The following is a 23,949-nucleotide window of genomic DNA, read 5'->3' as shown; positions in this document are numbered from 1 at the left end:
TGGGTCAGCTACCGACCGGAGCGTCGGGAGCAAACTCCGCGTCCTGCGAGGGTGCAGTGAGCCTGCCATAGAAACGGGCGATGTCGGCGGCGATGGCCTCCGGCGATTCGTGGGCAGCGTAATGGCCGTGCTCCGGATAAACCGTCCAAGCTGCGATGTTGCTGTGGTCGCGCTGGGCGAAGCGCCGGATGGACTGGAAGTCCCTGCCGCCCGCCGCGAGGGCAATGGGCACCACGGTTGGTCCTGCCGGGCGTTCCTGGGACTTGGCCATCTCGTAGTAGATCCGTACGGACGAGGCCATGGTCCGGGTGAACCAGTAGACGGCGACGTTGGCCACGATGAAGTCGTCGTCAAGATCGTCGCCGAAGAGCTGGCTGTTCCAGCCAAGAAGGCCTGCAGGTGAATCGGCCAGGGCATGGGCCAAAGTCTGGGGAGACTGCGACTGCAGCTGGTTGAAGGCACCCATGTTCTGCCAGAACCAGTTCAAGTGCTCGAGCGCGGCTTCTTCCTCGGGTGTCAGCCCTGCCAATTCCGCTGGATCCCCGGTGGGGAAGGAAAACAGCTGTGTGACGTGGACACCGATGACGTGGGTGGGGTCCAGGCGCCCGACCTCCGGGGAGATGATGGATCCGCCGTCATTGCCGACAGCCCCGTAGCGTTCGTACCCAAGCCGCGACATCAGTTCCACCCAGGCCTTAGCCACCCGGTATTGGTCCCAGCCGCGCTCGGTTGTGGGGCCCGAAAAGCCAAAACCGGGGGTTGAAGGAACCACCACGTCGTAGCCGGCGGCCACCAGGGGGTCAATGACGTCGAGGTATTCCACAATGGAACCCGGCCAGCCGTGGGTGAGAACGAGCCCCGTGGCGTCCGCCTTGCCGCTGCGGACGTGCAGGAAGTGGATCTTCTGCCCATCGATCTCGGTAATGAACTGCGGGTAACGGTTTATCCTGGCCTCGAAGGCGCGCCAGTCAAAGCCATGGCGCCAGTGGGCCAGGAGCCGCTGGACCCTGTCCACGGGAACACCGTATTCCGAGCCTGAATCCGGAAGCTGGTCCGCCCATAGGGTTCGGTCCAGCCTTTCATGAAGATCGTCGAGCTCTGCTGGGGGAACGCTTACCCGAAACTGCTGGATGCTGCTGCTGCTGACTTCCGCTGCTGTCGTTTCCATGACTAATCTCCCGATGAGTACTTTGGCGGCAAACGGAACGGTTTATTCCGTTCTGCTTCAATAATAGCGGAACGAAGCATTCCGTTCAATGTTATTCTTGAAAGATGAGCACACCCCGGGAACCCAAGGATCCAGCCGGCTACGCCGGCCCTCTCAGCGGCCGGCGGGCCCAGGCCGCGCGCAACGACCATGCGATCCTCTCTGCGGCGCGGACCGTCTTCCTGCAGAACCCGCACGCATCCGTTGCTGCGGTGGCAACCGCGGCAGGCGTGGGCATTTCCGCCCTGTACAGGCGCTATCCGGGGAAAGAGCAGCTCCTGCAGAAACTCTGTGCTGATGGACTCAGGACGTTCATCGCAGTGGCGGAGCAGCATTCGGATGCACAACCTGACCCCTTCACGGCGCTTAAGGAGTTCGTCCGGGGCATCGTTGACGCAGATGTGCACGCCCTTACGGTCAAGCTCGCGGGCACCTTCACGCCCACTCCGGAGCTTGGTGAACTATCGGCCCGTGCCGGCACGCTCGCCCAGGAAATCTTCGACCGGGCATTCGAGGCGGGAGCGTTGCGTGCAGATGCCGACGCCAACGACATACCCATGATCTTTGAACAACTCACCGCCATCCGCTTTCGTGACGAGGCGCGCACTGCAGCCCTCCGCCACCGTTACCTGGATGTCCTGATGGACGGTCTCCGCTCCAAGCAAGGTGCCGAAGCCCTCTCAGCTCCCCCTCCAAGCAGTGAAGAACTCGGTGAGCGCTGGATCGCATCGGATGCCGTCATGGACTGATGGCCAAGCCCTTCACCCTGAGCTGCATGCCATGGCCTTAGACGGACCTACTCACGCGCACTGCCGATTGGTAAGCTCTCATCCAGTCGAGAGCATCAGATCTAGCTGAGGGGATCACATGCCCGTTGGCCCGTCGCGTGAACCCGTCAGACCAGGCCGGGCGGAACGCGAGCGGCCCGGGGTCCCGCTGGATATCCGCCTTTGGGCAGGCCGCGATGACGCTTGACACGTACAGCCTGAGGGTGGCGTTTGCCGTGGTCGCGTTCACTGTCGGCATTCTGTTCTATTTCGCGGATTATCTAAGTACCCGGTCCCCCTATAGCGGCTGGTGGTCCATCTCCCTCGCCTTGTTCCTGATTGGATCGGCCACGTTCCTGCTTGAGGAGACGGCATTCCGCTGGTTTGCGAACCCGGTGGGAAATTCCTTGCTCGTCCTCGGAGCGTGTGCCGTCTGGGCCAGCGCCCGATCCCTAAGAGCACTCCATCCTCCTGTCTGGGTGCTTGTCACCGTGCCCGCCTGCACGGCTGTCGCGGCCGCCGTGGACCAGCCGGGCAGCAACCCGTGGGCCGGGGATGCGGTGTTCCTGGTCTTCATGTGCCTCATGATCGGACTGGCCGCACGGGAGTTGTGGCTCGGCGGCCCGGAAGCCTCCAGGATCCGATTGGCCATGTGCGTCGCCGCCGCCTCGGTCGCCACTTTCTACTTTTGCCGCCTCATGTCGTTCATCCTCGATGGTGCAGGCAGTCAGCGGTACAACACGTTTTTCGGCTCAGCCGTGACCACCCTCGTCGGCATGGCGTTCCTGGCTGTGGCTTCATTCAGCATGTTTGCCCTCAGCAGCGAAAACAGGGCCAGGGTACTCAAAACGGCCGCAGCCCAGGACGGACTCACAGGCCTCCTGAACCGTGCAGGTTTCCTCCAGGAGGCAGGCGAAGAGCTGCGCAGGATACGACTTGATGGCACGAACGGCTCCCTTGTCCTGGCAGACCTCGATCATTTCAAGGCCGTCAATGACAGCTACGGACATGCTGCAGGAGATGTCGCGCTGAAGGCCTTCGCCGGGGCGTGCCGCGCAGCGGTCCGGTCCGGTGATCTGGTGGGCCGGATAGGGGGAGAGGAATTTGTCCTCCTCGTGCCGGGTATCAGTGCGGAACGGGCGCGGCTGATTGCCGCGGATATCAGCAATCGCTTTGAAACCGCCAGTGCGGCTGCCCGCTTCCCCATGCCTACGGCAAGCTATGGAATCATCCCGGTCGGGGAGGGAACTGCGGACCTGGAGGAGCTTATTGCCGCCGCGGACGCCGCCTTGTACAAGGCGAAAAGCCTCGGCCGCGACCAAGCGGTCATCGGCAGGCACGAGGGCTGAGGTTCCGGGGAGCAACAACGGCAACTCTGGACAACCACTCACCGCCGTGCACACTTGAATTCATCGCCTGCTGAATTCTTGGCAATCCTGGGGGTGCCGTGCACAAGGCCGAATACACAAGCTGCGTCATCGCCGGCGGCGGTCCGGCGGGAGTGATGGTTGGGCTCCTGCTGGCGCGGGCCGGCGTCGAGGTCACCGTGCTGGAGAAGCACGCCGACTTCCTCCGCGATTTCCGCGGCGACACCGTCCACGCCTCCACGATCCGGCTCCTGGACGAGCTGGGCCTCGGCGAGGGATTCCGGCGGCTTCCGCAGAGCAGGCTTGGCAACTTCCGGCTGCCCACCCCGTCCGGGGACTCGGTGATGCTGGCCGACTTCGGGCTCCTCAAGGCGCCGTACAACTACGTTGCCATGGTGCCGCAATGGGACCTGCTGAGCTTCCTCGTGGAGGCCGCCGGGCACGAACAGGCATTCACACTGCGCATGAACACGGAGGCCACGGACTTGCTGCGGGACGGGGCCGGCAAGGTCATCGGGGTGGCGTACCGGAGCCGGGATCCGGAAAGCGGTGAAGGGGTTTCGGGCGAGATCCGGGCGGACCTGACGGTGGCCTGCGACGGCCGCGGCTCGGTGCTGCGCGCGCGGGCCGGCCTGGTGCCGCGCGAATACTCCGTCCCGTTCGATACCTGGTGGTTCCGGCTGCCGCGCAACGCCGACGAAACCGAGCCAGTGGCCTCGATCGCGCCGCGCTTCGCCGGTTCCGAGGTGCTCCTGAGCCTGACACGCCGGGACTACCACCAGATCGCCTACCTCGCGGCCAAGGGCCTGGACCCGATGCTGCGCGCCGAAGGAGTGGAGGCCTTCCGAGCCCGGGTGGCGCGGCTCCGCCCGGACCTCGCCGACCGCGTGGACCACATCCGCTCCATGGACGACCTCCACCTGCTGGATGTGAAGCTCAACCGCCTGCCCACGTGGCACCGGCCGGGCCTGCTGCTGCTCGGCGACGCCGCGCACGCCATGTCCCCGGCCGGCGGCGTCGGCATCAACCTGGCCATCCAGGACGCCGTGGCCGCTGCCCGGGTGATCGCCTCGCCGCTGCTCAGCAGAACGCTCGACGGCGGCCACCTCGCCGCCGTGCAGAAGCGCCGCTGGCTGCCCACGGTGATCGTGCAGACGTTCCAGCGGCTGCTGCACCAGGTGGTTTTCGCGCAGGTCATGGCCGGGAAGCAGCCCAATCCGCCGAAGCCGTTGCTCTTCGTGGCACGGAACGTCCCGGCGTTCCGCAAGCTGCCCGCACGGATGATTGCCTTCGGCCCGCGGCCGGAACACGCACCCGGTTTCGCCCGGCGCAAGCCGGACGCCGTACAGGAGCCGCACCATGGCGGCTGAACGGCGGCTGCTGCCGTGGGGCTGGCGGAAGCTGGTCCTGGTCCTGCACATCACCGGCGGCGTCGGGTGGATGGGCCTGGACGTCGGGCTGCTGTTCCTCGTGTTTACCGGCCTGCTGACGGACAACGGCCGGACCGCCGTCGCCGTCTATACCGCACTCGGAATATTTGTTCCGCCCGCGGTCATTTCCCTCAGCCTGTTGATGCTGGTCACGGGCGTGGTCCAGGGCCTCTGGACCAAATGGGGATTGTTTCAGTACTGGTGGGTGGTGGTGAAGCTGCTGGTGGGAATCGTGCTGACCGCCCTGGTGTTTGTGGCATTGCTTCCGGCAGTGGCCTCGCTGCCCGCCGAGCTGACTGAAACGGACAGTGTCAGCGGCGCAGCCGTCCGCCGCGCGCTGGGCGCTGCGCCGGTCCAGCTCCTGTTTCCGCCGATCGTGTCCTTCCTGTCGCTGGGTTTCGCGCTGGTGCTGGCCATCTACAAGCCATGGGGCCGCGTGCGCTCCGAGAACAGCCCGGGGTAATCGCGGCCGAACCGGCCATGGGAAGATTGGGCAGTGGCCCATATTGACGTTTCCGGCATCGACTACTTCCTCTCCGACGGCACCCAGCTGCTCAACGGCGTGACCTTCAAGGTCCCGGACGGCAGCAAGACGGCGCTGATCGGGCCGAACGGAACCGGCAAGACCACCCTGTTCAAGATCATCTCCGGCGACATCACTCCGGACGAAGGCGTGGTGGGCCGCTCCGGCAGCATGGGCATCATGCGCCAGTTCGTGGGCCAGGTCCGCGACGAATCCACCGTGCGGGACCTCCTGGTCTCGGCCGCGCCGCCCGCACTCGCCGCCGCGGCGAAGGCCGTGGAGGACGCCGAGCTCGCCATGATGGAGCACGACGACGAGCCCACCCAGATGCGGTATGCCCAGGCGATCGTGGACTGGGGCGACGCCGGCGGCTACGACGTCGAAACCGTGTGGGACGAGGTCTGCATGGCGGCCCTGGGCGTCTCCTTCGACAAGGCGCAGCACCGCCGCGCGTCGAGCCTGTCCGGCGGCGAGCAGAAGCGGCTGGTCCTCGAGGCGCTCTTCGCCGGCCCGGACGATCTGCTTCTCCTCGACGAACCGGACAACTACCTGGACGTCCCCGGCAAGCGCTGGCTGGAAGGCAAGCTCAACGAGTCCAAGAAGACCGTGTTCTTCATCAGCCACGACCGTGAACTCCTCAACAACGCCGCCGGCAGGATCGTGACTTTGGAGCCGGGCATCAACGGCGCGGGTGCGTGGATCCACGGCGGCGGATTCGGCAGCTATGTGGAGGCCCGGGCGGACCGCAACGCACGCTTCGAGGAGCTGCGCAAGCGCTGGGACGAGGAGCACGTGAAGCTCAAGGAACTGGTCAATATGTACAAGACCAAGGCCGCTTTCCGGTCCGACATGGCCAACAAGTACCAGGCCGCCCAGACCCGCCTGGCCAAGTTCCTGGAGGCCGGCCCGCCCGAGGCCCTGCCGCTGGAGCAGAACGTGCAGATGCGCCTGCGCGGCGGCCGCACCGGCAAGCGCGCGGTGGTGGCCGAGAAGCTCGAGCTCACCGGGCTGATGAAGCCTTTCTCCACCGAAATCTGGTTCGGCGACCGCGTGGGCGTGCTGGGCTCCAACGGTTCCGGCAAGAGCCACTTCCTACGGCTGCTCGCCGCCGGCGGCACCGACCCGGAGCGAGAGCACCTGCCGGTATCCGACGTCGAAATCGCCGAAGTGCCGCACGAAGGGACCGTGAAGCTCGGCGCCCGCATCCGGCCGGGCTTCTTCGCACAGACGCACTCGCGCCCGGACCTGATGGGCCGCACCCTGCTGGACATCCTGCACCGCGGCGACGAGCACCGCTCCGGCCTGGGCCGCGAAGCAGCATCCGGCGCCCTGGACTCCTACGGACTAGTGGGTTCCGCGGAGCAGAAGTACGACTCGCTGTCCGGCGGCCAGCAGGCCCGCTTCCAGATCCTGCTGCTGCAGCTTTCGGGCGCCACGCTGCTGCTCCTGGACGAGCCCACGGACAACCTGGACCTGCACTCGGGCGAGGCACTGGAACGCGCGATCGACGCCTTCGAGGGAACCGTGCTGGCCGTGACCCACGACCGCTGGTTTGCCAAGTCCTTCGACCGCTTCCTCGTGTTCGGCTCGGACGGCAAGGTCTACGAATCCGCCGAGCCGGTGTGGGACGAAAGCCGGGTGGAGCGCGCGCGGTAGGGGGTACCGCCGCTCGGCCTCCTCACGTTTAATGCGTGGTGAGGGGTACCGGTGGCTACTTTGCAGAAGATCTTCGAGGACCTTACGGTCGCCGGCGGGCCGGCTCCAAACGGCAACCCTTTCAGCTTGGCCAGCCGCGCCGAAAGCGGGTGCAGGCCTGATGAAATCAGGGCTGCGTGGCCGGGAACTGTGCTCCCTGGCGAGGGCCGCCGACCACGCTCAGGCGGAAACGGAAGCAGCAGCCGGGCCCACCACGGCCTTGAGCGATTCGGGATCGCGGCGGGCCAACGTCAGGGCTTGTTCCGTGTCCTCAAGCGCGAAGCGGTGCGTGATCACCGGCTCCGTGCGCACCTGGCCGGAGGCGAGCAGCGCCAGCGCCGTGGGGTAAGTGTTGGCGTAGCGGAAAATCCCGCTGATGCTCAGTTCCCTGCCTTGCATGAGGGGCACGTTGATCTGCACGGTGTCCGCGCCCATGCCCACCAGCACCACCCGCGCGGCGGGAGCCAGCGCCCGCATGCCGGCGGTCAGTGCGCCCTGGGCGCCGGAGCACTCGATCAGCACATCGAACTCGCCGCCCAGCGGCTCATCGGCACGGCGCGCGGCGAAGCCCAGATCCCGCGCGGCGGTCAGGCGGAAGGCATTCATGTCGGTCAGGGCCACCGGGGCGGCACCGAATGCCCGCGCCACCTGCGCCGCGAAGAGACCCACAGGGCCGGCCCCGGTCACCAGCACCCGATCCCCCGCGCTGATGCCGGCCTTCCGCGCTGCCCACACGCCCACGGACACGGGCTCGGCCATGGCGGCCTGCTCCAGTTCCAGGCCGTCGGGCACGGGGTGGGCGAAGTCGGCGTCGATGGCCACGAAGGCGGCGATCGAACCGTCCACCGGAGGGGTGGCGAAGAACTGCACGTCGGGGCAGAGGTTGTAGCGGCCGTGCCGGCATTCGTGGCAGCGGCGGCAGGGAACTCCCGGTTCCAGCGCCACGGGCTGGCCGATCCGGGCGGGATCCACGCCGTCACCGACCGCCACCACGGTGCCTGCCGATTCGTGGCCCACCACCATCGGGGTGTCCACCACGAAGTCGCCGATCCGGCCGTGCTCGTAGTAGTGGACGTCGGAGCCGCAGATGCCGGTGGCCTCGACGCGCACCAGCACCTGGCCGGGGCCGGCAACGGGTACGGGCCGTTCCTCGATGCGCAGCTCACCGGCGGCGTGCAGCACGGCTGAGGGGTTTTCCATGGGATTTCCTTTCAGGGCGTGGGTTGAGCGCTCACTTATGGCGGGCATTTCGCGGAAATAAGCACCACAAGTGAGCACTCAAGGGGAGTGGTATCCACGGTATGGCTGCCGCAATGGCGCCGACTAGCGCCCTGAAGGGACGATTCCGATACTATTTTTCCGAAAAGCGGTTGGCGCCACAGCGTGAAGGAGGGTCCATGAGCAGCACCATGTCGCCGCCTCGCAGGGAGGCGGCAGTGCTGGAGGTGGTCCCCCAGGACCCCCGTTACTCCACGCGCTGGCACCGGCATGATTACCCCAGCCCGCTGGCGCGCTGGAACTTCCACCCCGAATACGAACTGCACCTGATCACCAGCACCTCCGGCCGCTACATCGTGGGCGATTCCGTGGGCCGCTTCGCCCCCGGGCAGCTGGTGCTGGTGGGTCCCGAGGTGCCACACGACTGGATCAGCGACTTCGACGCCGGAACGGTGGCCGCCGGGCGCGACGTCGTCCTGCAGTTCCACGACCGCTGGATCCGCGCCTGCCAGGGCCTGCTGCCCGAACTGCGTTCCCTGGATCCGCTCCTGGCCGCCTCGGTGCGCGGGATCGAGTTCCTGGGGGACACCGCCGTCGAGGGTGCCCGTTTGCTCACCGATGTCGGAACGGCCGACGGCGCCGGGCGGGTGGCGAAGGTCTTCGAACTGCTGCACCTGCTGGCCGACGCCCCGGCAGCCGAGTGCCGGAGCCTGTCCGCGCCGTGGAATCCGTCAACCCGCGATGCGCGGGCGCAGGAGGTGGTGGGCGGCGCGCTGGACTACATCTTCGCGAACCTCTTGGGCGAGGTGCGGCTCTCCGTGGCCGCGCGCACTGCCGGCATGTCCGACTCCGCCTTCTCCCGCTACTTCAAGACCGCCAGCGGCCAGACCTTCAGCGACATGGTGCGGCGGCTCCGGCTGGCCCACGCCTGCACCCTGCTGGACACCACGGAGCTGAGCGTGGCGTCCGTGGCCCAGGCCTCCGGGTACCGGAACCTGTCCAACTTCAACCGCCAGTTCCGCGAGGAATACGGCTGCACTCCCCTGGCGTACCGGCGCAGCGCCGCGGGGTGAAAGCCACCGGGGCTTCCGCCGCACGCAGTCCTATGTGTACGATCGTACACATGACTGACTACTTCGCCGGGGACCCGCGCACCAACCGCGAACGCATGCTCGCCGGGGACCTCTACATCGCCGACGACCCCGAAAGCGAGAAGGAGGCCCAGCGGGCCATGGCCCTGCAGGCGAATTTCGCCGCGGCCTACCCAGGTGATCCGCTCGGTTCGCAGGCCATCCTGGCGGAGTTCCTGGGCAATGTGGGCGACGAGGTGCACATCAAGGCGCCGATATATGTCGATTACGGCACATATATTTCGGTGGGTGCGCGCACGTTCATCAACTACAACCTGACCGCACTGGACGTCGCCCCCATCACGATCGGCGAAGACTGCCAGATCGGCCCGAACGTGCAGCTTCTCACCCCCACCCACCCGGTGGAACCGCAGCCCCGCCGCGACCGCCTGGAAGCGGCCAAGCCCATCACCATCGGGGACAACGTCTGGCTGGGCGGCGGCGCGATCGTGCTGGCCGGCGTCACCATCGGGGACAACTCGGTCATCGGTGCCGGCGCCGTGGTCACCAAGGACGTCCCGGCCAACCGCGTCGCAGTGGGCAACCCGGCCCGCGTCATCCGCGAGATCTAGGCGTGGCCACCCGCCGTTTTGACCCGGACCGCCGGGAACGGATCATCGACGCCGCCCTGGACGTGATCGCCGCGGAAGGTGTCGCCGGGGCCTCGCACCGCAAGATCGCCGCACACGCCGGGGTGCCACTGGGCTCCATGAGCTATCACTTCAGCGGCATGGACGAGCTGCTCGCCGAGGCGTTTACCCGGTTCGGCACCTCCATCTCGGACCGTTTCGACGAGCGGCTGGGCCGCGCCGTTGGGATCGACGCCGCCCGGCAGGCCGTGGTGGACTTGATCCACGAGGACCTCCTGGACTCGCAGCGGGAACTGGTCCTGACCCACGAGCTCTACACGCTGGCGGCACGGAAACCGGAATTCCGCGCCATCACCCGGGACTGGATGGCCCGGAGCCGGCGGGCCCTGGGCCTGCATTTCGACCCCGTCACCTGCCGGATGCTCGATGCCCTGATCGAAGGCCTCTCCATCCACGCCGCCCTGGACGCAGAACCAGGCAACACCGAACCGCACAGCGATTCTGAACCAAGCGACTCCGAACCGCACAGCCGGGCCCGCACCGCCGAAGCGGTCGCCCGCATCACGACTCCAGCACTAGACAGCACCACACCCGACACCACCAGGAAAGCCGCGCACGAATGACCCTCACCACCAGCACCAACGTCCGGGCCGCCGCCACAGCCACCTTCCTGGTCTTCGGCATGAACGGCCTGGTCTTCGCCAGCTGGGCCGCGCGCATTCCCGCCGTGGCGGAACTCCTGAACCTCGGCTCCGGACAGATCGGCACGCTGCTGCTCTGCATCGCCGTCGGCTCCCTCGTGGCGCTGCCGTCCAGCGGCTGGCTGATCAGCCGGATCGGCACGGCGAATGCCGTCCGCTTCGCCGGCCTGCTGCTCGGGGCCGCCGGTGCCGGTGTGGCCCTCTCGCTGATGGCGGCCGCCGTAGTCCCGACAGCGATCTGCCTCTTCTTCCTCGGCATCGGCATCGGCGTCTGGGACGTGGCACAGAACATCGAGGGCGCCGACGTCGAACACCGCCTCGGCCGGACCATCATGCCGCAGTTCCACGCCGCCTTCAGCGGCGGCGCCTTCGTCGGTGCGCTCATCGGGGCCGGGCTCTCGCAGCTCGGCGTCGGCCTGCCCGAGCACCTGCTGGTCATCGCGGCCGTCGCCGTCGCCCTGGCCCTGACGGCGCCGCGCTACTTCATCCCGCACGCCGCCGCCCATGCAGAGCCCGACGGCGGTGCTGCCGCCCCCAAGGGTGCTTCCGCCTGGCGGGATGGACGCACGCTGCTGATCGGCGTCGTCGTGCTCGGCGCAACCCTGACCGAAGGTGCCGGCAACGACTGGATCGCGAAGGCAGCAGTGGACGGCCTGCATGCCAGCGAGTCCACCGGTGCCCTGCTTTTCGCTCTGTTCGTGGCGGCGATGACCCTGATGCGTTTCCTTGGCGGGCGCGCGATCGACCGCTTCGGCCGGGTGCCCGTCCTGCGCGCCAGCATGGGAGCCGCCGCCCTGGGCCTGGCCCTGTTCGTGTTCTCCGGAAACATCGTCCTGGCCGCGATTGGCGCGGGCCTGTGGGGCATCGGTGCTGCCCTCGCGTTCCCGATGGGCATGTCCGCCGCGGCTGACGATCCGAAGCATGCTGCCGCGCGCGTTTCCGTGGTGTCCACGATTGGCTACATTGCGTTCCTCGCCGGCCCGCCGCTGCTGGGATACCTCGGCGACCACACCGGCATCCGCCTGGCGTTGCTGGCTATCGGGGCTCCGATCCTTCTTGCCCTGCTTCTCGCCGGCGCCGCGAAACCCTTGCGGTCCAAGTAAGGATCCTGCGCGCTCCAGTATTCTCCTCAAGGTATATTTTCTGGGCCGGGAGCCAGAGCAGCAGCACAACCGCGGCAGCCAGGCAGGCTCCGCCCACCACGTCGGTCAGCCAGTGGGCCGCCAGGTAGGTGCGGCTGATCATCATGGACACGGTCCCGAGTGCTGCCAGCACCCAGGCCCAGGCCCGGCCGATGAGCAGCGCGGCGGCCACTACAAAGGCCGCCGTGCTGGAAGCATGCCCCGAGGGGTATGAAAAGGTCTCCGTGAACACGCCGGCGTCGCCGGGCCGCGGCCGCTGGATGAGCCATTTGAGGAGCTGGACCAGGAGCGTGACCACCAGCCCGGACACCACAGTGAAAAGGGCCATCCGCGGGCGCCGCCGCGCAATCAGTGCCGCCGCGAGCAGGGCGTGGAACACGAACATCCCCGTGTAGCCTGCCCAGTTGAGCACCAGGTTCACGAAGTCCCAGAACGGGTTGCGCATGCCCAGCATGGAGTCGTGCCAGGCGCTGTCTGCGGCCTGGAAAGGCGGCCGGAGCGGGTCGGCGAGGAGCGTGCCTCCAAACACCGCGGCAATAGTGAGCAGGACGGTGGCCGCGGCGACGGTTCCGCCCGGGCTGAGTCTGCGTGGCTGGAGGCTCCCCATCAGCCCATCCTAGGAGGCCTTCCTGATCCCCGGGTCATCTTGCGGATGTGCTCCGGGGTAAGCCCGGTGAGCGAGGCTAGTTCGAAGACGTCCAGCGCGCCGGTGCGGTGTGCCTCGGCCACTAGTGCCTGCCGGTCCGCTTCGTATCCGAGCCGCTCGGTGTCCGCCTCCGCGAGTTCCCGGGCGGCGTCCTCCAGCTGCGCGAACCGGCTCTGCCCGCTGATGCCCGACGGCGGCAGGCCGGCTGCGTCGCCGGCTGCGGTCCGCACCACCCAGGCGGAGACGCCCAGTGCGGCGGCGATCTTCGTGACGGGCACGCGGTCCTGCACGCACTGGGCGATGAGTTCGTTGCGGCGGGCGATCAGCGCGCGGAAGCTGCTGTCCGCCCGGGCGAGGCACTGCCTCTGCTGCGTGAGGCCGGAACGGAAGGGGTCGCCGTCGTCCGCTCCTCCTTCGGCGCCGGAAGCGGGGCCGGCCGCCGCAACGCGGGAAAGGGCCCGGCGGGGGCGCGCGGCGCGCTGCGAGGCGCCGTAGCGGTACCCGCCGGCGGGCAGGGAGGTGCCACGCGTCAGCTGTCCGTCCATGCAAGAAAACTAGCCCCGGCGGAGGCGGCCCGGGAAATACCAAAACAGCGTGAATCCATAAGCAAAGGTGATATCGGCGGCGCCGGAAGCCATAAGGAAGCCTTATCAACCCACTCACTATTGGTCTTATCCATGCGGCATTTGCATACCTACGCTCGAAAGGAGCCCTACACCCATAATGCTTCGGAGGAGATCATGCCCGACTATTCATCGGCGTCGTACGAACCGGCTTCCCGCGTCAGCCGCATCAAGTCGTCCCCCAGCGTCGCGGCAGCCGCACGTGTGCGCGAACTGAAGGCCGAGGGCCGCACGATCATCGACCTCACCGTCGGCGAACCGGACTTCGACACCCCGGAGCACATCAAGGCCGCCGCCGTCGCCGCAATCGAGGCCGGCGAAACCAAGTACACCTCCGTCACCGGAACCCCCGCCCTGCAGTCCGCCATCCTCGGCCGCCTGGAACGCCACGCCGGCATCAGCTACGGCAAGAACGAAATCACCGTGGGCGGCGGCGCCAAGCAGGTCATCTTCCTGGCCCTCATGGCCACCCTCGACGCCGGCGACGAAGTCATCATCCCGGCCCCCTACTGGGTGTCCTACCCGGACATGGTGCTCGCCAACGAGGGCACCCCCGTGATCGTCCGCTGCGGCGGAGACACCGGCTTCAAGCTGTCCCCGGAGGCCCTCCGCGGCGCCATCACCCCGCAGAGCAAATGGCTCATCCTCAACACCCCGTCCAACCCCACCGGCGCCGTCTACAGCCGGGACGAGCTCGCCGCCCTCGCCGGGGTGCTCGAAGAATTCCCGCAACTGCTGGTCCTCACCGACGAGATCTACGACGAGATCAACTTCGGCAGCGGACGCATCGCCAGCCTGGTGGAGGTGGCCCCTGCGTTGAAGGACCGTATCCTCCTGGTCAACGGCGTCTCCAAGGCCTACGCCATGACCGGCTGGCGCATCGGCTACGCGGCCGGCCCCGCCCCTGTGGTGGCCGCCATCAACAAGCTGCAGTCCCAGATGTCCTCCTGCCCGTCCTCGGTCAGCCAGGCCGCGGCGGCCGCAGCGCTCTCCGGCGACCAGTCCTTCGTCAGCGAGAGCGTGGAGGTCTACCGCGGCCGCCGCGACACCGCCGTCGCCGGCCTGAGCGCCATTGACGGGCTCTCCTGCACTGCCGCCGACGGCGCGTTCTACACCTGGGTGAACTGCTCCGGCGTGATCGGTAAGACGACGCCGGCAGGCGCCACCATCCGAAACGACGAGGACTTCACCCTGTACCTCCTCGACGCCGCCTCGGTGGCCGTGATCCAGGGCTCCGCCTACGGCCTGGAACCGTACTTCCGCATCTCCTTCGCCACGGACCTGGACACCATCCAGTCCGCCGTCGTCGCCATCGACAAAGCAGTCCGCACGCTCAGCTGAGCACGCTCAGCTGAGCACGCCCCGAACACCCAGCAGAAAGACACAGCCATGATCCACGTCAAGACCAAGTTCGAACGCCCGGCGGCGGACGTCGTCGAACGCCTCTCGAAGTTCTCCTCCGCCACCATCCACGAGGCGCAGGGCCGCAAGGGCGCGCTGAACTCGAAGATCAAGCCGATCGACCGCGACATGTCCTTCTGCGGCCCCGCCGTCACCGTGCGCTGCGCCCCGCAGGACAACCTGATGCTCCAAGTGGCCATCCACTACGCCCAGAGCGGCGACGTGGTGCTGGTGGGCACCGGCGAATACGAGGAAGCCGGCATCTTCGGCGACGTGCTGGGCAACGCCATGAAGGCCAAGGGCATTGCCGCGATGGTCACCGAATCCGGCGTGCGCGACACCGCCGACCTGATCGAGCTCGGCCTGCCCGTGTTCTCCGGCAACGTCTGCATCAAGGGAACCGTCAAGGAAACCCTGGGCCCGATCAACCACCCGCTGGTGATCGGCGACGAGATCATCTACCCCGGCGACATCCTGGTCGGTGACGCCGACGGCGTGGTGGTGGTCCGCCGTGAAGAAGCCGAAGAGGTCATCGCCCTCTCGCAGGCCCGTGACGACCACGAGCGCGAGCTGATCAAGCTGTACCACGACGGCGGAACCACCATCGAGCTGTGCGAACTCACCGACAAGCTGAAGGCCAAGGGCCTGCTGGTCGAGGAATAAGCCTGCTGTTGCATGGCCGCTTTCGCGCCGAGGTCGCGGGAATGCTGCGGGGTCGCTGGAACGTTCCAGCGACCCCGCAGCGCTCCCGCGAGCTGGTGTAGCTTGGTGGTGGCATGCGCACCCGCATGACCGGCCGCCGTCGATCTCTGCCATGCCCTGACGGAGCCCTGGCCGCGACGGCCGGTCTTGGACCGGAGAGGGACTACGACGACACTCCGACAGTTGACGGCACCCAACGTCGGGTCGGCCTGTGCGGTGTGAAAGTGTGAATAGCCCAAGCCCTTAGTAACAGTTTCTGCAGAAAGTGTTTCTAAGGAGCTATCCGTGAGGGCGGTCAGTGGCGCTTGCGGCATTGATTCCGCAGATCACGGGAGTTTCACGCCTCCGACATCGCCGGATCTGCAGGACTCACCCGCGGGCGCGGGTTCGCGAGAGCGCCCATCGGCGCGTCCTACCGCAGCGGCTCCCGGACCAGGTGCCAGACAGTGCTGACACCGCCCGACGCCGGCATGAGGCTTCCCTCGAAGATGAACACGGGTTCCGCCGCGCCGTCCTCCGGGCGCCAGAGCCCGTTGGCCGGGCAATGGCTGCCGGTATTGACGGACAGCGGGCCGGCATCGTGGCGGGTCCGGGCGGTGAGGCCGATCTTCTTCACGGCGGTTCTCTCCTGTGCTTGGCGGCGGCCGGATTTCCGGCCGCCGGACGCGGTGGTTGGAACCATCGTAGGAACGGGCCCCACAGGCTGGATAAGACCTAAAAGCTGTGGTCCGATAAGCAGCTTCTATGGACGGTGGGGGTGCGGGGTGAGGCCGGGCCCGTAGTCTTCCATGAGCCTGCTGCGGATCATTTCGCGGATGATGATCAGCACGGCCGAGGCGGATTCGGACAACGGTTCGTGCTCGGCCGTGCACAGCGCGATCTTGCACTGCAGCGCCGGTTCCACGATCCGCAGCACCTGGAAGTCCTCGTAATGGAACAAGGCATCCGCGGCCGAACGGGGCAGGATCGTGGAGCCCAGGTCCGAGGCGATCAAGCGGCCCAGGACGGGGACCGACTCCACTTCGCCGGCCAGGTTCAGCGGCAACCCCAGCTCCTCCAGGCCCTTGTCCACCACCTGGCGCAGGGTGTGGATCCGCTCCGGCAGGAAGAGCCTCTGCCGGGAAACCTCGGCCAAGGTGACCGTCTCGCCGTCGCCGATTTCCAGCCCCGCGTTCGCCACCAGGTGCAGATCCTCCACCACCATGGTGGTGAACTGGACGCCGCGGATCGGCCCCGGTTCATAGATCAGGGCCATGTCCAGCTTGCCGTTCTTGATCGCTTCGCTCAGCACGCCGCCGAAAGTTTCCGTCAGGTGGAGCACGATGTCCGGGTACCGCTCGCCCACGGCCCGCACGATCTCCGGCGCCAGCTTCGAGACCATGCTGTACGGGGCGATCGCGATCGACACCCGGCCCGCCGGGGCTGCCCCGGAGGCCTCGACGTCGGTCCTCGCCTGATCCACGAGCCGGAGGATGGTCTGCGCGTGGCGGTACAGGGCGTGCCCGGCAGAGGTGGGCTCCACGCCTTGCTTGCTGCGGATGAGCAGCCGCTGCTTGAGCTCCTTTTCCAGCGAGGAGACCTGCTGGCTGAGCGCGGGCTGGGCGACATGGAGGCTTGCCGCGGCCTTGGTGATGCTTCCCGAATCCACGATCCGCACGAAGTATTCGAGCTTCCGCGTGTCCATGGTGTGCGCCTTTCTGGAGGGTCGTCGACGGCCCCGCGTCATAGCAAAAGCTTATGTGGTGACGCAGAACAAGTCTTTGTGTGAGCCGAGTCTCACTGGCTACTTTGAGTGCGGGACGACACCCCAAGCACTCCGTTCGCATGGCGTGGCCGGCCTTGGCCACCGGTCCGGATCTCCGGACACCCCCTGCTTCACGTCCCCCACATCTCTTCAGGAGGAAACCCGATGAAATCCTACACGCGCCGCGGATTCGCAGCCCTGGCACTCACCGCTGCCTCGGCCTTGGCGCTTTCCGCCTGCGGTGGCGGGGCGGAAGCCGGCAAGGAAGCCGGCTCGCCCACCTCCGGCGAAGTCAACCTGATCGCCTACTCCGGCATCTGGGAAGAGCAGTACACCAAGGCGGTCATCGAGCCGTTCAAGGCCAAGTACCCGGACATCAAGATCAACTTCGTCTCCAAGCGCTCTTCGGCCGAAATGCTCAGCGCCCTGCAGGGCCAGAAGGGCAGCCCCGGAACCGACGTCGCGATCATGGACAACTCGGTGTCCACCACCGGCAACCGCCAGGGACTCTTCGAAAAGCTGGACACCTCCGCGGTGCCCAACATGGCGAACGTTCCGGAGAAGTTCCGCAACAAGGACGGCTACGGTCCCGTGGCCATGCTGGACGCCGTCGGCCTGGTCTACGACACCGCCACCTTCCCCACAGCCCCGGACAGCTGGAAGGTCCTCTGGGACCCGGCCAACAAGGGCAAGGTCAACATCGTGGCCCCGCCGTCCCTCCTGGGCATCTCCCTGACGGCCATCACCGCCAAGATGGAAGGCGAGGACTACACCCAGTCCATCGAGAAGGCGACCGCGAAGCTGAAGGAACTGGCGCCGTCGGTCCAGTCCTTCGCCCCGAACCCTGACGAGTACCAGAGCGTCATCACCGGCCAGACCGTCATCGGCCTGGGCCAGAACGCCCGCGCCCAGTACTACAGCGACCAGAGCAAGAAGAAGATCGGCGTGGCGGTCCCCAAGGAGGGCTCCGTCTACCAGATCAACACCATCAACCTGGTCAAGGGCGCCCCGCACTCGGCAGCCGCGAAGACGTTCATCAACTACGCGCTCTCCGCCGAGGCGCAGTCGGCCTTCGCCAAGGCGCTCTTCTACGCCCCCTCCGTCACCAACGCGGAGCTCCCGGCCGAGGTCAAGGCCCGCGTGGTCGCCACCGACAACCCGGACATCACCGCACTGGACATCGACTTCCTTTCCAAGGCCCGCGACAAGTGGACCCAGGAATGGAAGCGCCAGATCATCACCAAGTAGTCCCCGCAAGACAGACACTGCCGGAACCAGGAGCAAGCACCTTGAACAATCCGAAGCTCTCGATTGTCGACCTGACCAAGCGATACGCCCCCGGGCTCGACCCGGCAGTGGACTGCCTCAGCATGAGCGTCGAGGAGGGCCACCTCGTGGCCCTCCTCGGCCCGTCGGGCTGCGGAAAGACCACCACCCTCCGGATGGTTGCCGGCCTGATGGACCCCACCTCCGGCTCCATCATGGTGGACGGCAAGGACATCACCCAGACCCCCGTGCACAAGCGCGGCATGGGCATGGTCTTCCAGTCCTACGCGCTCTTCCCCCACATGGACGTGGCCCAGAATGTGGCCTTCGGCCTGCAGATGCGGAAGGTAGGGAGCAAGGAGCAGAACCGCCGCGTCGTCGAGGCACTGGACCTGGTCAAGCTCGGCCACCTTGCCGGGCGCCAGGTGAAGGAGCTCTCCGGCGGCCAGCAGCAGCGAATCGCAATTGCCCGCGCCCTGGTGGTGGAACCCACCCTGCTGCTCCTGGACGAGCCGCTTTCCAACCTCGATGCCAAGCTGCGCGAGAACATGCGCACCGAAATCCGCTCGATCCAGCAGCGCACCGGGGCCACCACCCTCTTCGTCACGCACGACCAGGACGAAGCCCTGGACATGGCTGACCGCATCGCCGTCATGAACGGCGGCATCATCGAACAGTACGGCGCTCCCGCCGAGGTCTACGAGCGGCCGCAGACCCATTTCGTGGCCGACTTCATCGGGCAGGCGAACTTCTTCGCCTCCGCGGTGGTGGCCGACGACGGCGCTGCCGCCGACGGTGAGCGCAGCTACGTTGTGGACGTGGACGGCTTTGGCCGTTTCGGCGCCGTCGGGGCGGCCGGGCTTGCCGGCAGCACCCATGAAATCGTGGTCCGCCCGCACCGCCTCAAGACGTCCCTGCAGCAGCCGGCCGGCCCGTTCATCGAAGGGGTCATCGAGCGCGTCAGCTACACCGGCGACTCGCTCTCCCTGGGTTTGCGCGCCGGGGGCAAGGAACTCCTTTCCCAGATGCCCACCGCCAGCAGCGGCATCCCGCGGCTCGGCCAGACCGCCTACCTTTCCTGGGATCCGGCCGACGCCTTCATCATTCCGGGCACTGCCGGCATCCCCCACGGCACGGAGCGTCCGGCAACCGCGGATGCCCTTGCAGCGCAGGACGTGGCCTGATGAGCATCATCACCGCGGCCGGGAACAGCGCACCCGGGCCGGGCCTGGCTCCGGGGGTGCTGGAGAAGGCCAAGTCCCGGCGCGACCGCCGGACTTTCCTCGCCCTCCTGGCACCCGCCATCCTGGGCCTGGTTGCCAGTTTCGTCCTGCCGCTGGCCTACATGGTCAGGATGTCCTTCAACGAAGGCGGTCCCGACGGCGTGGTGGAGGAGGGCTTCACCCTCCGGCACTACATCGAACCGCTGGGCGACTCCTACTTCTGGAAGGTCACCCTGGACACGTTCCAGATGGGCCTGGTGGTCGGCGTCCTGTGCGTCCTGGTCTCCTACCCGGTGGCGATGTTCCTGGCCCGCTCCACCAGCAAGTTCAAAGGACTCCTGACGGCCCTGGCCATCGCGCCGCTGCTGACATCCGCCGTCGTCCGGACCTATGGCTGGATGGTCATCCTGGGCGACACGGGACTGGTCAACTCGTCCCTGAAGAGCATGGGCTTCATCACCGATCCGCTGAAGCTGACCAACAACATGACCGGCGTGACGATCGGCCTGGTGGAGATCTTCATGCCCTACGCCATCCTGGCCATGATCTCCGGCTTCGGCCGGCTCAGCCCCCAACTCGAGGAGGCGGCCGGATCGCTCGGCGCCAGCAAGTTCAAGGTGTTCACCCGCGTGACGCTGCCCCTGACCCTGCCCGGCGTCCTGACGGCCTTCCTCATGGTGTTCGTGCTCTCCGTCAGCACCTTCATCACCCCGCGCCTGCTTGGCGGCGGCGCCGTGCAGGTGCTCGCCACGGAGATCTACGACCAGACCACGGGCCTGCTCAACTGGCCCTTCGCGGCGGCCCTGTCCGTCATCCTCCTGGTGCTCTTCGGCATCATCATCAGCGTGTACCAGCGCCTGACCAAGAAGATCGGAGCCTGAGATGAGCCAGAACACCCTGGCGGCGCACCCTCCCGCCGCAGCCCGGACCGCGGCACCGGTCTTCAAGCCGCGCCGCAAGACCGGGACCTTCGTCTTCAACGCCCTGGTCTTCCTGCTGTACCTGTTCCTGCTGGCGCCACTGCTGATCGTGGTGGTCATCTCCTTCGCCTCCAACCAGTACCTGTCCTTCCCGCCGGAAGGCTTCACGCTGGACTGGTATGCGGCCCTGCCGGGCCAGGAGACGTTCATGAGCGGCCTGCGGATCAGCCTGATCACCGCCTCGGCGGTTACCGTGCTGGTCCTGATCCTCGGCGTCCCGGCTGCCCTGGCCCTGGCAAGGTTCCGCTTCAAGGGGAAGGCCGCCATCCAGGCTTTCTTCCTCTCGCCGCTCATGATTCCCAGCATCGTCCTGGCGCTTGGCCTGGTGCTGCTGTTCGGGCCCCTGAAGCTCAACAACACCTATGCCGGCATCATCATCGGCCACATCGCGGTGACCTTCCCGTTCGTGGTCCGCACCACGCTCATGAGCCTGGCCACCACGGACACTTCCTGCGAGGAGGCGGCCCGGATCCTGGGCGGTGATTCCTGGACCGTGTTCCGGCGCATCACCCTGCCGCTCATCCGGCCCGGCGTCATCGCCGGCGGCGTGATCGCGTTCATCGTGTCCTTCGACGAGGCCGTGATTTCCCTCTTCGTCGCCGAATCCGGCCTGCCCACCCTCCCGGTCCAGGTGCTGCGCTACGTGGAGAACTCCGCCGACGCCGCAGTGGCCGCACTCTCTGTGCTCCTGATCCTGTTCTCCATGGCCGTAGTGGTCATCGTGGAACGCGTGATGGGCCTGCGGAAGGCCCTGTAGCACCCAGCACATCCCTGGCCCGCAGAATGGCCGCGCCCGGTTCACCGCCGGCGCGGCCATTCCGTTTTTCCACAGGCCTTTTCATAAGGATTCCTTATGATGGGACGCCCAATAGGTCTTTGTCGTGAGGGTGGTCACGGTGGAACCCTCGAAGTGTGGGGAAGTGATACCTGCAACATTCACGAGGAAAGAGGACAACGTGACTGCCGTGATCGATCTCGTGGCGGATCTGGGAGAAGGATTCGGCGCATATACCCTGGGCGAGGACCAGGAGCTCCTGGACATCGTTTCCAGCGCGAATATCGCCTGCGGCTTCCACGCCGGGGACCCTGACATCATGGACCGCACCGTGGCCGAATGCGTCCGCCGCGGCGTCGGCATCGGTGCCCACCCCAGCTTCCCGGACCTGCGCGGCTTCGGCCGGCGCGCCATGGACCTCACCGCGGAGGAAGTCCGCACCGACACCCTCTACCAGCTCGGCGCCCTCTCCGCCTTCGCCGCCTACCACGGCACCCGCGTTTCCCACATCGCCCCGCACGGCCGCCTCGGCAACCTCGTCGCCACCCGCGCCGACTACGCCGACGCCGTTGCTGACGCCGCCTTCCGCGCCGACCCCTCCCTGATTGTCCTCGCGCAGGACGGCGAACTGGCCCGAGCCGCCGAACAGCGCGGCCTCGGCGTAGCGATCGTCGGCATCGCGGATCGCGCCTACCAGCCGGATGGCACCCTCGTTCCCCGCAGCCAGCCCGGCGCGGTGCTGCACGATCCCGCCGTCATCGTCGAACGGACCGTCCGCATGGTCTGCGAAGGAGTCATCGAAACAGTGGCCGGCACCGACGTCGCCATCCAGGCGGACACCGTGCTGCTGCACGGCGACAACCCCGGCGCCGTCGCCCTCGCCCGGCTCATCCGCAAGGAACTCACCGCCGCCGGCGTCCGCATCGCCCCGCTCGCCGAGGTCCTCGCCGCCCGGTCCAAGCGGAACCCGCAGAACGCAGCCTGACATGAGCACCAACGCCACCCCCGCCGTCGAGATCCACGAGTCCGGCGATTCCGCCGTCCGCGTCGTGGCCGTCTCCGCGGACCCCGAGCGCAACTGGGACACCGTGCACCGGCTGGCCGGCTGGCTGGACACCTGCGACGCCGAAGGCCTCCACGGCGCCGTCCCCACCTACGATTCCGTGCTGGTCGAGTTCGACCCCGCCGTGGTCTCCGCGAAGCAGCTGCGCGCCTACGTTCTGCTCGGCCTGCGCCAGCTCGGCCTGCGCCAGCTGGACCTCGCCGGGAGCTCCGCCCGCGGGCCGCTCGAGTTCGAAGTGCCCGTCGCCTACGGCGGCGACTTCGGCCCGGACCTGGAAAAGGTGGCCGAACAGCAGGGAATCACGGTGGCCGAAGTCATCGCCCTGCACTCGGCCAAGAGCTACACGATCCGCTGCATGGGCGCCCCCGCCGGTTCGCCCATGATGGACGGCCCCGACTTCCCGCTTCCCGTGCCGCGCCTGAAGGACCCGCGCCTCAGCGTCCCCGCCGGCGCGATCGCCGTGGCCGGCCGGCAGGCCGTCATCGCCCCCGCGGTGGCGCCCGGCGGCTGGTGCGTGATCGGCCAGACCCCGCTCACCGTCCTCGACCTCGGCCGGGACCCGCTGGTCCCTTACCGTCCCGGAGATACCCTGCGCTTCCGCCCGATCAGCCACGAAGAGTTCAACGATTACGTCGGCAGCCACCTGGAGGCCCTCAACCCGGCTGATCTCCATCCGGAGGTGGCGCTGTGAACGGCCGCATCGTTGTCGAGCAGCCCGGAAACTCCGTGGTCACGGACCTCGGCCGCTTCCGCGGACCGCGCTTCGGCCTGCCGGTCAACGGCGCCCTGGACCAGTTCTCGGCCCGCGCCGCGAACATCCTCGCCGGCAATGAGGACAATGCTCCGCTGCTGGAGGTGACCGCGCTGGACTTCCGGATGCGCGCGGACCAGGACTTCCTGATCGCCGTCACCGGAGCCCCGCTGACCCTCACGGTCGGTGGCCGGGAACAGCCGCAGTGGGAACCTGTTTCGGTCCGCGCCGGGGAGGCCGTGGCCATTCGCGGCATCCACACCGGGCTGCGGGCCTACCTGGCCATCCACGGTTCCGTCGACGCGCCGCTGCTCATGGGCAGCTGCGCTCCGGACACCGTGATCGGCTTCGGCTTGAAACTGGGCGAAGGGACCGTGCTGGGCATCCAGCGCAGTGTCGCACCGCTCCGTCAGCCCTACTTCGACATCCCGCTGTTCCGCCTGGGCCTTGAGCGTCCCGTGATGGGTTCGGAACTCGTGGTGGATGTCACCGACGGCCCGGATGTGGCCGAATTCGGTGACTCGGCAGACCTGCTGTTCGCCTCCGGCTACACGGTGAGCGGACGCAGCAACCATATTGGACTCCGGCTCGGCGGCGAACTGCCGGAACGGTTGTCCAACGCGGAGGTCCTCTCCCGCGGTGTCCCGGTGGGCGCCGTGGAAGTCCCCAACAGGGAGGAACTCCTGGTCCTGCACCGGGGGCGCGGCGTCACTGCCGGGTACCCGGTCCTGGCCGTCGCCACCAGCCTTGGACTCCATGTCCTGGCCCAGGCCCGGCCCGGGGATGTTGTCCGTTTCCGGAAGACCACCGTCGCCGAGGCGACCCTGGCCTACCGGGCCTCCATGCGGCAGCTCGAATCCCTCCGAACAACCGTCAACACCGTTTTCAAACTTCTCGGCGTCGGAGACGAACCCGGTTGGCGTGAACTGCCACCGGCCCTCGCCATCTGAAACCCCTCGCCACCGTCACGGGGCCTTGCTACGCTCCAAAGAACAAGGGAAAACA

General features: G+C 67.3%; 24 protein-coding genes. 18 read left to right on the top strand and 6 right to left on the bottom strand.

Features of this window, described 5'->3' with window-relative positions; translation table 11 throughout:
- Positions 1 to 4: 4 nt before the first annotated feature.
- Positions 5 to 1,168: an epoxide hydrolase family protein gene (locus tag D3654_RS07940; protein WP_120520967.1), complete on the bottom strand. Its 1,164-nt coding sequence runs from the start codon at positions 1,166 to 1,168 to the stop codon at positions 5 to 7.
- Positions 1,169 to 1,272: 104 nt separating this feature from the next.
- Here D3654_RS07940 and D3654_RS07935 point away from each other — a divergent pair, with 104 nt between their 5' ends.
- From D3654_RS07935 to D3654_RS07915, 5 genes are all read left to right on the top strand, one after another.
- On the top strand, positions 1,273 to 1,956 hold the full coding sequence (locus D3654_RS07935; RefSeq protein ID WP_120520966.1) for a TetR/AcrR family transcriptional regulator: 684 nt from the start codon (positions 1,273 to 1,275) through the stop codon (positions 1,954 to 1,956).
- A 242-nt stretch (positions 1,957 to 2,198) separates the two neighbouring features.
- The gene (locus D3654_RS07930) at positions 2,199 to 3,323 is read left to right on the top strand and encodes a GGDEF domain-containing protein (RefSeq protein WP_342635088.1); all 1,125 of its coding nucleotides are present in this window, start codon (positions 2,199 to 2,201) and stop codon (positions 3,321 to 3,323) included.
- 98 nt (positions 3,324 to 3,421) lie between these two features.
- Positions 3,422 to 4,711, top strand: coding sequence for an FAD-dependent oxidoreductase (locus D3654_RS07925; RefSeq protein ID WP_245413141.1), 1,290 nt, complete (start codon positions 3,422 to 3,424; stop codon positions 4,709 to 4,711).
- Positions 4,701 to 5,234 carry a hypothetical protein gene (locus D3654_RS07920; RefSeq protein WP_120520964.1) on the top strand — a complete coding sequence of 178 codons (534 nt, stop codon included), beginning with the start codon at positions 4,701 to 4,703 and terminating at the stop codon, positions 5,232 to 5,234. The genes D3654_RS07925 and D3654_RS07920 overlap by 11 nt, the downstream gene beginning before the upstream one ends.
- A gap of 33 nt (positions 5,235 to 5,267) precedes the next feature.
- On the top strand, positions 5,268 to 6,950 hold the full coding sequence (locus tag D3654_RS07915; protein ID WP_120520963.1) for an ATP-binding cassette domain-containing protein: 1,683 nt from the start codon (positions 5,268 to 5,270) through the stop codon (positions 6,948 to 6,950).
- Positions 6,951 to 7,169: 219 nt separating this feature from the next.
- On the opposite strand, the gene D3654_RS07910 is transcribed toward D3654_RS07915, so the two are convergent.
- Positions 7,170 to 8,189, bottom strand: a complete 1,020-nt coding sequence (locus D3654_RS07910; protein WP_120520962.1) for an NAD(P)-dependent alcohol dehydrogenase — start codon at positions 8,187 to 8,189, stop codon at positions 7,170 to 7,172.
- A 197-nt stretch (positions 8,190 to 8,386) separates the two neighbouring features.
- Between D3654_RS07910 and D3654_RS07905 the strand changes: the two genes are divergently transcribed.
- Genes D3654_RS07905 through D3654_RS07890 form a run of 4 tightly spaced genes read left to right on the top strand, consistent with a single transcriptional unit; the run spans position 8,387 to position 11,731 of the window.
- Complete coding sequence (locus D3654_RS07905) at positions 8,387 to 9,280, top strand: AraC family transcriptional regulator (protein ID WP_162943677.1); 894 nt, start codon at positions 8,387 to 8,389, stop codon at positions 9,278 to 9,280.
- A 50-nt stretch (positions 9,281 to 9,330) separates the two neighbouring features.
- Positions 9,331 to 9,909, top strand: a complete 579-nt coding sequence (locus D3654_RS07900) for a sugar O-acetyltransferase (RefSeq protein ID WP_120520960.1) — start codon at positions 9,331 to 9,333, stop codon at positions 9,907 to 9,909.
- Positions 9,910 to 9,911: 2 nt separating this feature from the next.
- Positions 9,912 to 10,550: a TetR/AcrR family transcriptional regulator gene (locus D3654_RS07895; RefSeq protein WP_120520959.1), complete on the top strand. Its 639-nt coding sequence runs from the start codon at positions 9,912 to 9,914 to the stop codon at positions 10,548 to 10,550.
- A complete protein-coding gene (locus tag D3654_RS07890; protein WP_120520958.1) occupies positions 10,547 to 11,731 on the top strand; it encodes an MFS transporter in 1,185 nt (394 codons plus the stop codon). Before D3654_RS07895 ends, D3654_RS07890 begins: the two co-directional genes overlap by 4 nt.
- Here D3654_RS07890 and D3654_RS07885 read toward each other — a convergent pair.
- Entirely contained in the window at positions 11,664 to 12,377 is a 714-nt protein-coding gene (locus tag D3654_RS07885) for a phosphatase PAP2 family protein (RefSeq protein ID WP_120520957.1), read from the bottom strand. The genes D3654_RS07890 and D3654_RS07885 overlap by 68 nt on opposite strands.
- Positions 12,377 to 12,961, bottom strand: coding sequence for a hypothetical protein (locus tag D3654_RS07880; protein WP_120520956.1), 585 nt, complete (start codon positions 12,959 to 12,961; stop codon positions 12,377 to 12,379). Before D3654_RS07880 ends, D3654_RS07885 begins: the two co-directional genes overlap by 1 nt.
- Before the next feature lie 195 nt (positions 12,962 to 13,156).
- Between D3654_RS07880 and D3654_RS07875 the strand changes: the two genes are divergently transcribed.
- Both D3654_RS07875 and D3654_RS07870 read left to right on the top strand, forming a co-directional pair.
- Complete coding sequence (locus D3654_RS07875; RefSeq protein WP_120520955.1) at positions 13,157 to 14,380, top strand: aspartate transaminase; 1,224 nt, start codon at positions 13,157 to 13,159, stop codon at positions 14,378 to 14,380.
- Between the two features lie 48 nt (positions 14,381 to 14,428).
- Positions 14,429 to 15,103 carry a 4-carboxy-4-hydroxy-2-oxoadipate aldolase/oxaloacetate decarboxylase gene (locus D3654_RS07870; RefSeq protein ID WP_074588473.1) on the top strand — a complete coding sequence of 225 codons (675 nt, stop codon included), beginning with the start codon at positions 14,429 to 14,431 and terminating at the stop codon, positions 15,101 to 15,103.
- 451 nt (positions 15,104 to 15,554) lie between these two features.
- Here the strand turns inward: D3654_RS07870 and D3654_RS07865 are convergent, their stop codons facing one another.
- Entirely contained in the window at positions 15,555 to 15,758 is a 204-nt protein-coding gene (locus tag D3654_RS07865; RefSeq protein WP_120520954.1) for a hypothetical protein, read from the bottom strand.
- Positions 15,759 to 15,884: 126 nt separating this feature from the next.
- Positions 15,885 to 16,826: a nitrogen assimilation transcriptional regulator NAC gene (nac, locus tag D3654_RS07860; protein ID WP_120520953.1), complete on the bottom strand. Its 942-nt coding sequence runs from the start codon at positions 16,824 to 16,826 to the stop codon at positions 15,885 to 15,887.
- A gap of 225 nt (positions 16,827 to 17,051) precedes the next feature.
- Between nac and D3654_RS07855 the strand changes: the two genes are divergently transcribed.
- From D3654_RS07855 to D3654_RS07825, 7 genes are all read left to right on the top strand, one after another.
- Entirely contained in the window at positions 17,052 to 18,134 is a 1,083-nt protein-coding gene (locus D3654_RS07855) for an ABC transporter substrate-binding protein (protein WP_120520952.1), read from the top strand.
- Positions 18,135 to 18,175: 41 nt separating this feature from the next.
- Positions 18,176 to 19,336 carry an ABC transporter ATP-binding protein gene (locus D3654_RS07850; RefSeq protein WP_245413140.1) on the top strand — a complete coding sequence of 387 codons (1,161 nt, stop codon included), beginning with the start codon at positions 18,176 to 18,178 and terminating at the stop codon, positions 19,334 to 19,336.
- Entirely contained in the window at positions 19,336 to 20,256 is a 921-nt protein-coding gene (locus D3654_RS07845; RefSeq protein WP_120520950.1) for an ABC transporter permease, read from the top strand. The genes D3654_RS07850 and D3654_RS07845 overlap by 1 nt, the downstream gene beginning before the upstream one ends.
- Position 20,257: 1 nt before the next feature.
- Positions 20,258 to 21,112, top strand: coding sequence for an ABC transporter permease (locus D3654_RS07840; RefSeq protein ID WP_120520949.1), 855 nt, complete (start codon positions 20,258 to 20,260; stop codon positions 21,110 to 21,112).
- A 199-nt stretch (positions 21,113 to 21,311) separates the two neighbouring features.
- Positions 21,312 to 22,115 carry a LamB/YcsF family protein gene (locus D3654_RS07835; protein WP_120520948.1) on the top strand — a complete coding sequence of 268 codons (804 nt, stop codon included), beginning with the start codon at positions 21,312 to 21,314 and terminating at the stop codon, positions 22,113 to 22,115.
- A 1-nt stretch (position 22,116) separates the two neighbouring features.
- On the top strand, positions 22,117 to 22,884 hold the full coding sequence (locus tag D3654_RS07830) for a 5-oxoprolinase subunit B family protein (protein WP_120520947.1): 768 nt from the start codon (positions 22,117 to 22,119) through the stop codon (positions 22,882 to 22,884).
- On the top strand, positions 22,881 to 23,894 hold the full coding sequence (locus D3654_RS07825) for a 5-oxoprolinase subunit C family protein (RefSeq protein WP_120520946.1): 1,014 nt from the start codon (positions 22,881 to 22,883) through the stop codon (positions 23,892 to 23,894). Before D3654_RS07830 ends, D3654_RS07825 begins: the two co-directional genes overlap by 4 nt.
- Positions 23,895 to 23,949 lie beyond the last annotated feature (55 nt).

The organism is Arthrobacter celericrescens (assembly GCF_003614925.1).
Classification (GTDB): domain Bacteria; phylum Actinomycetota; class Actinomycetes; order Actinomycetales; family Micrococcaceae; genus Arthrobacter; species Arthrobacter celericrescens.
This window is presented reverse-complemented; position numbering and strand designations above follow the sequence as displayed.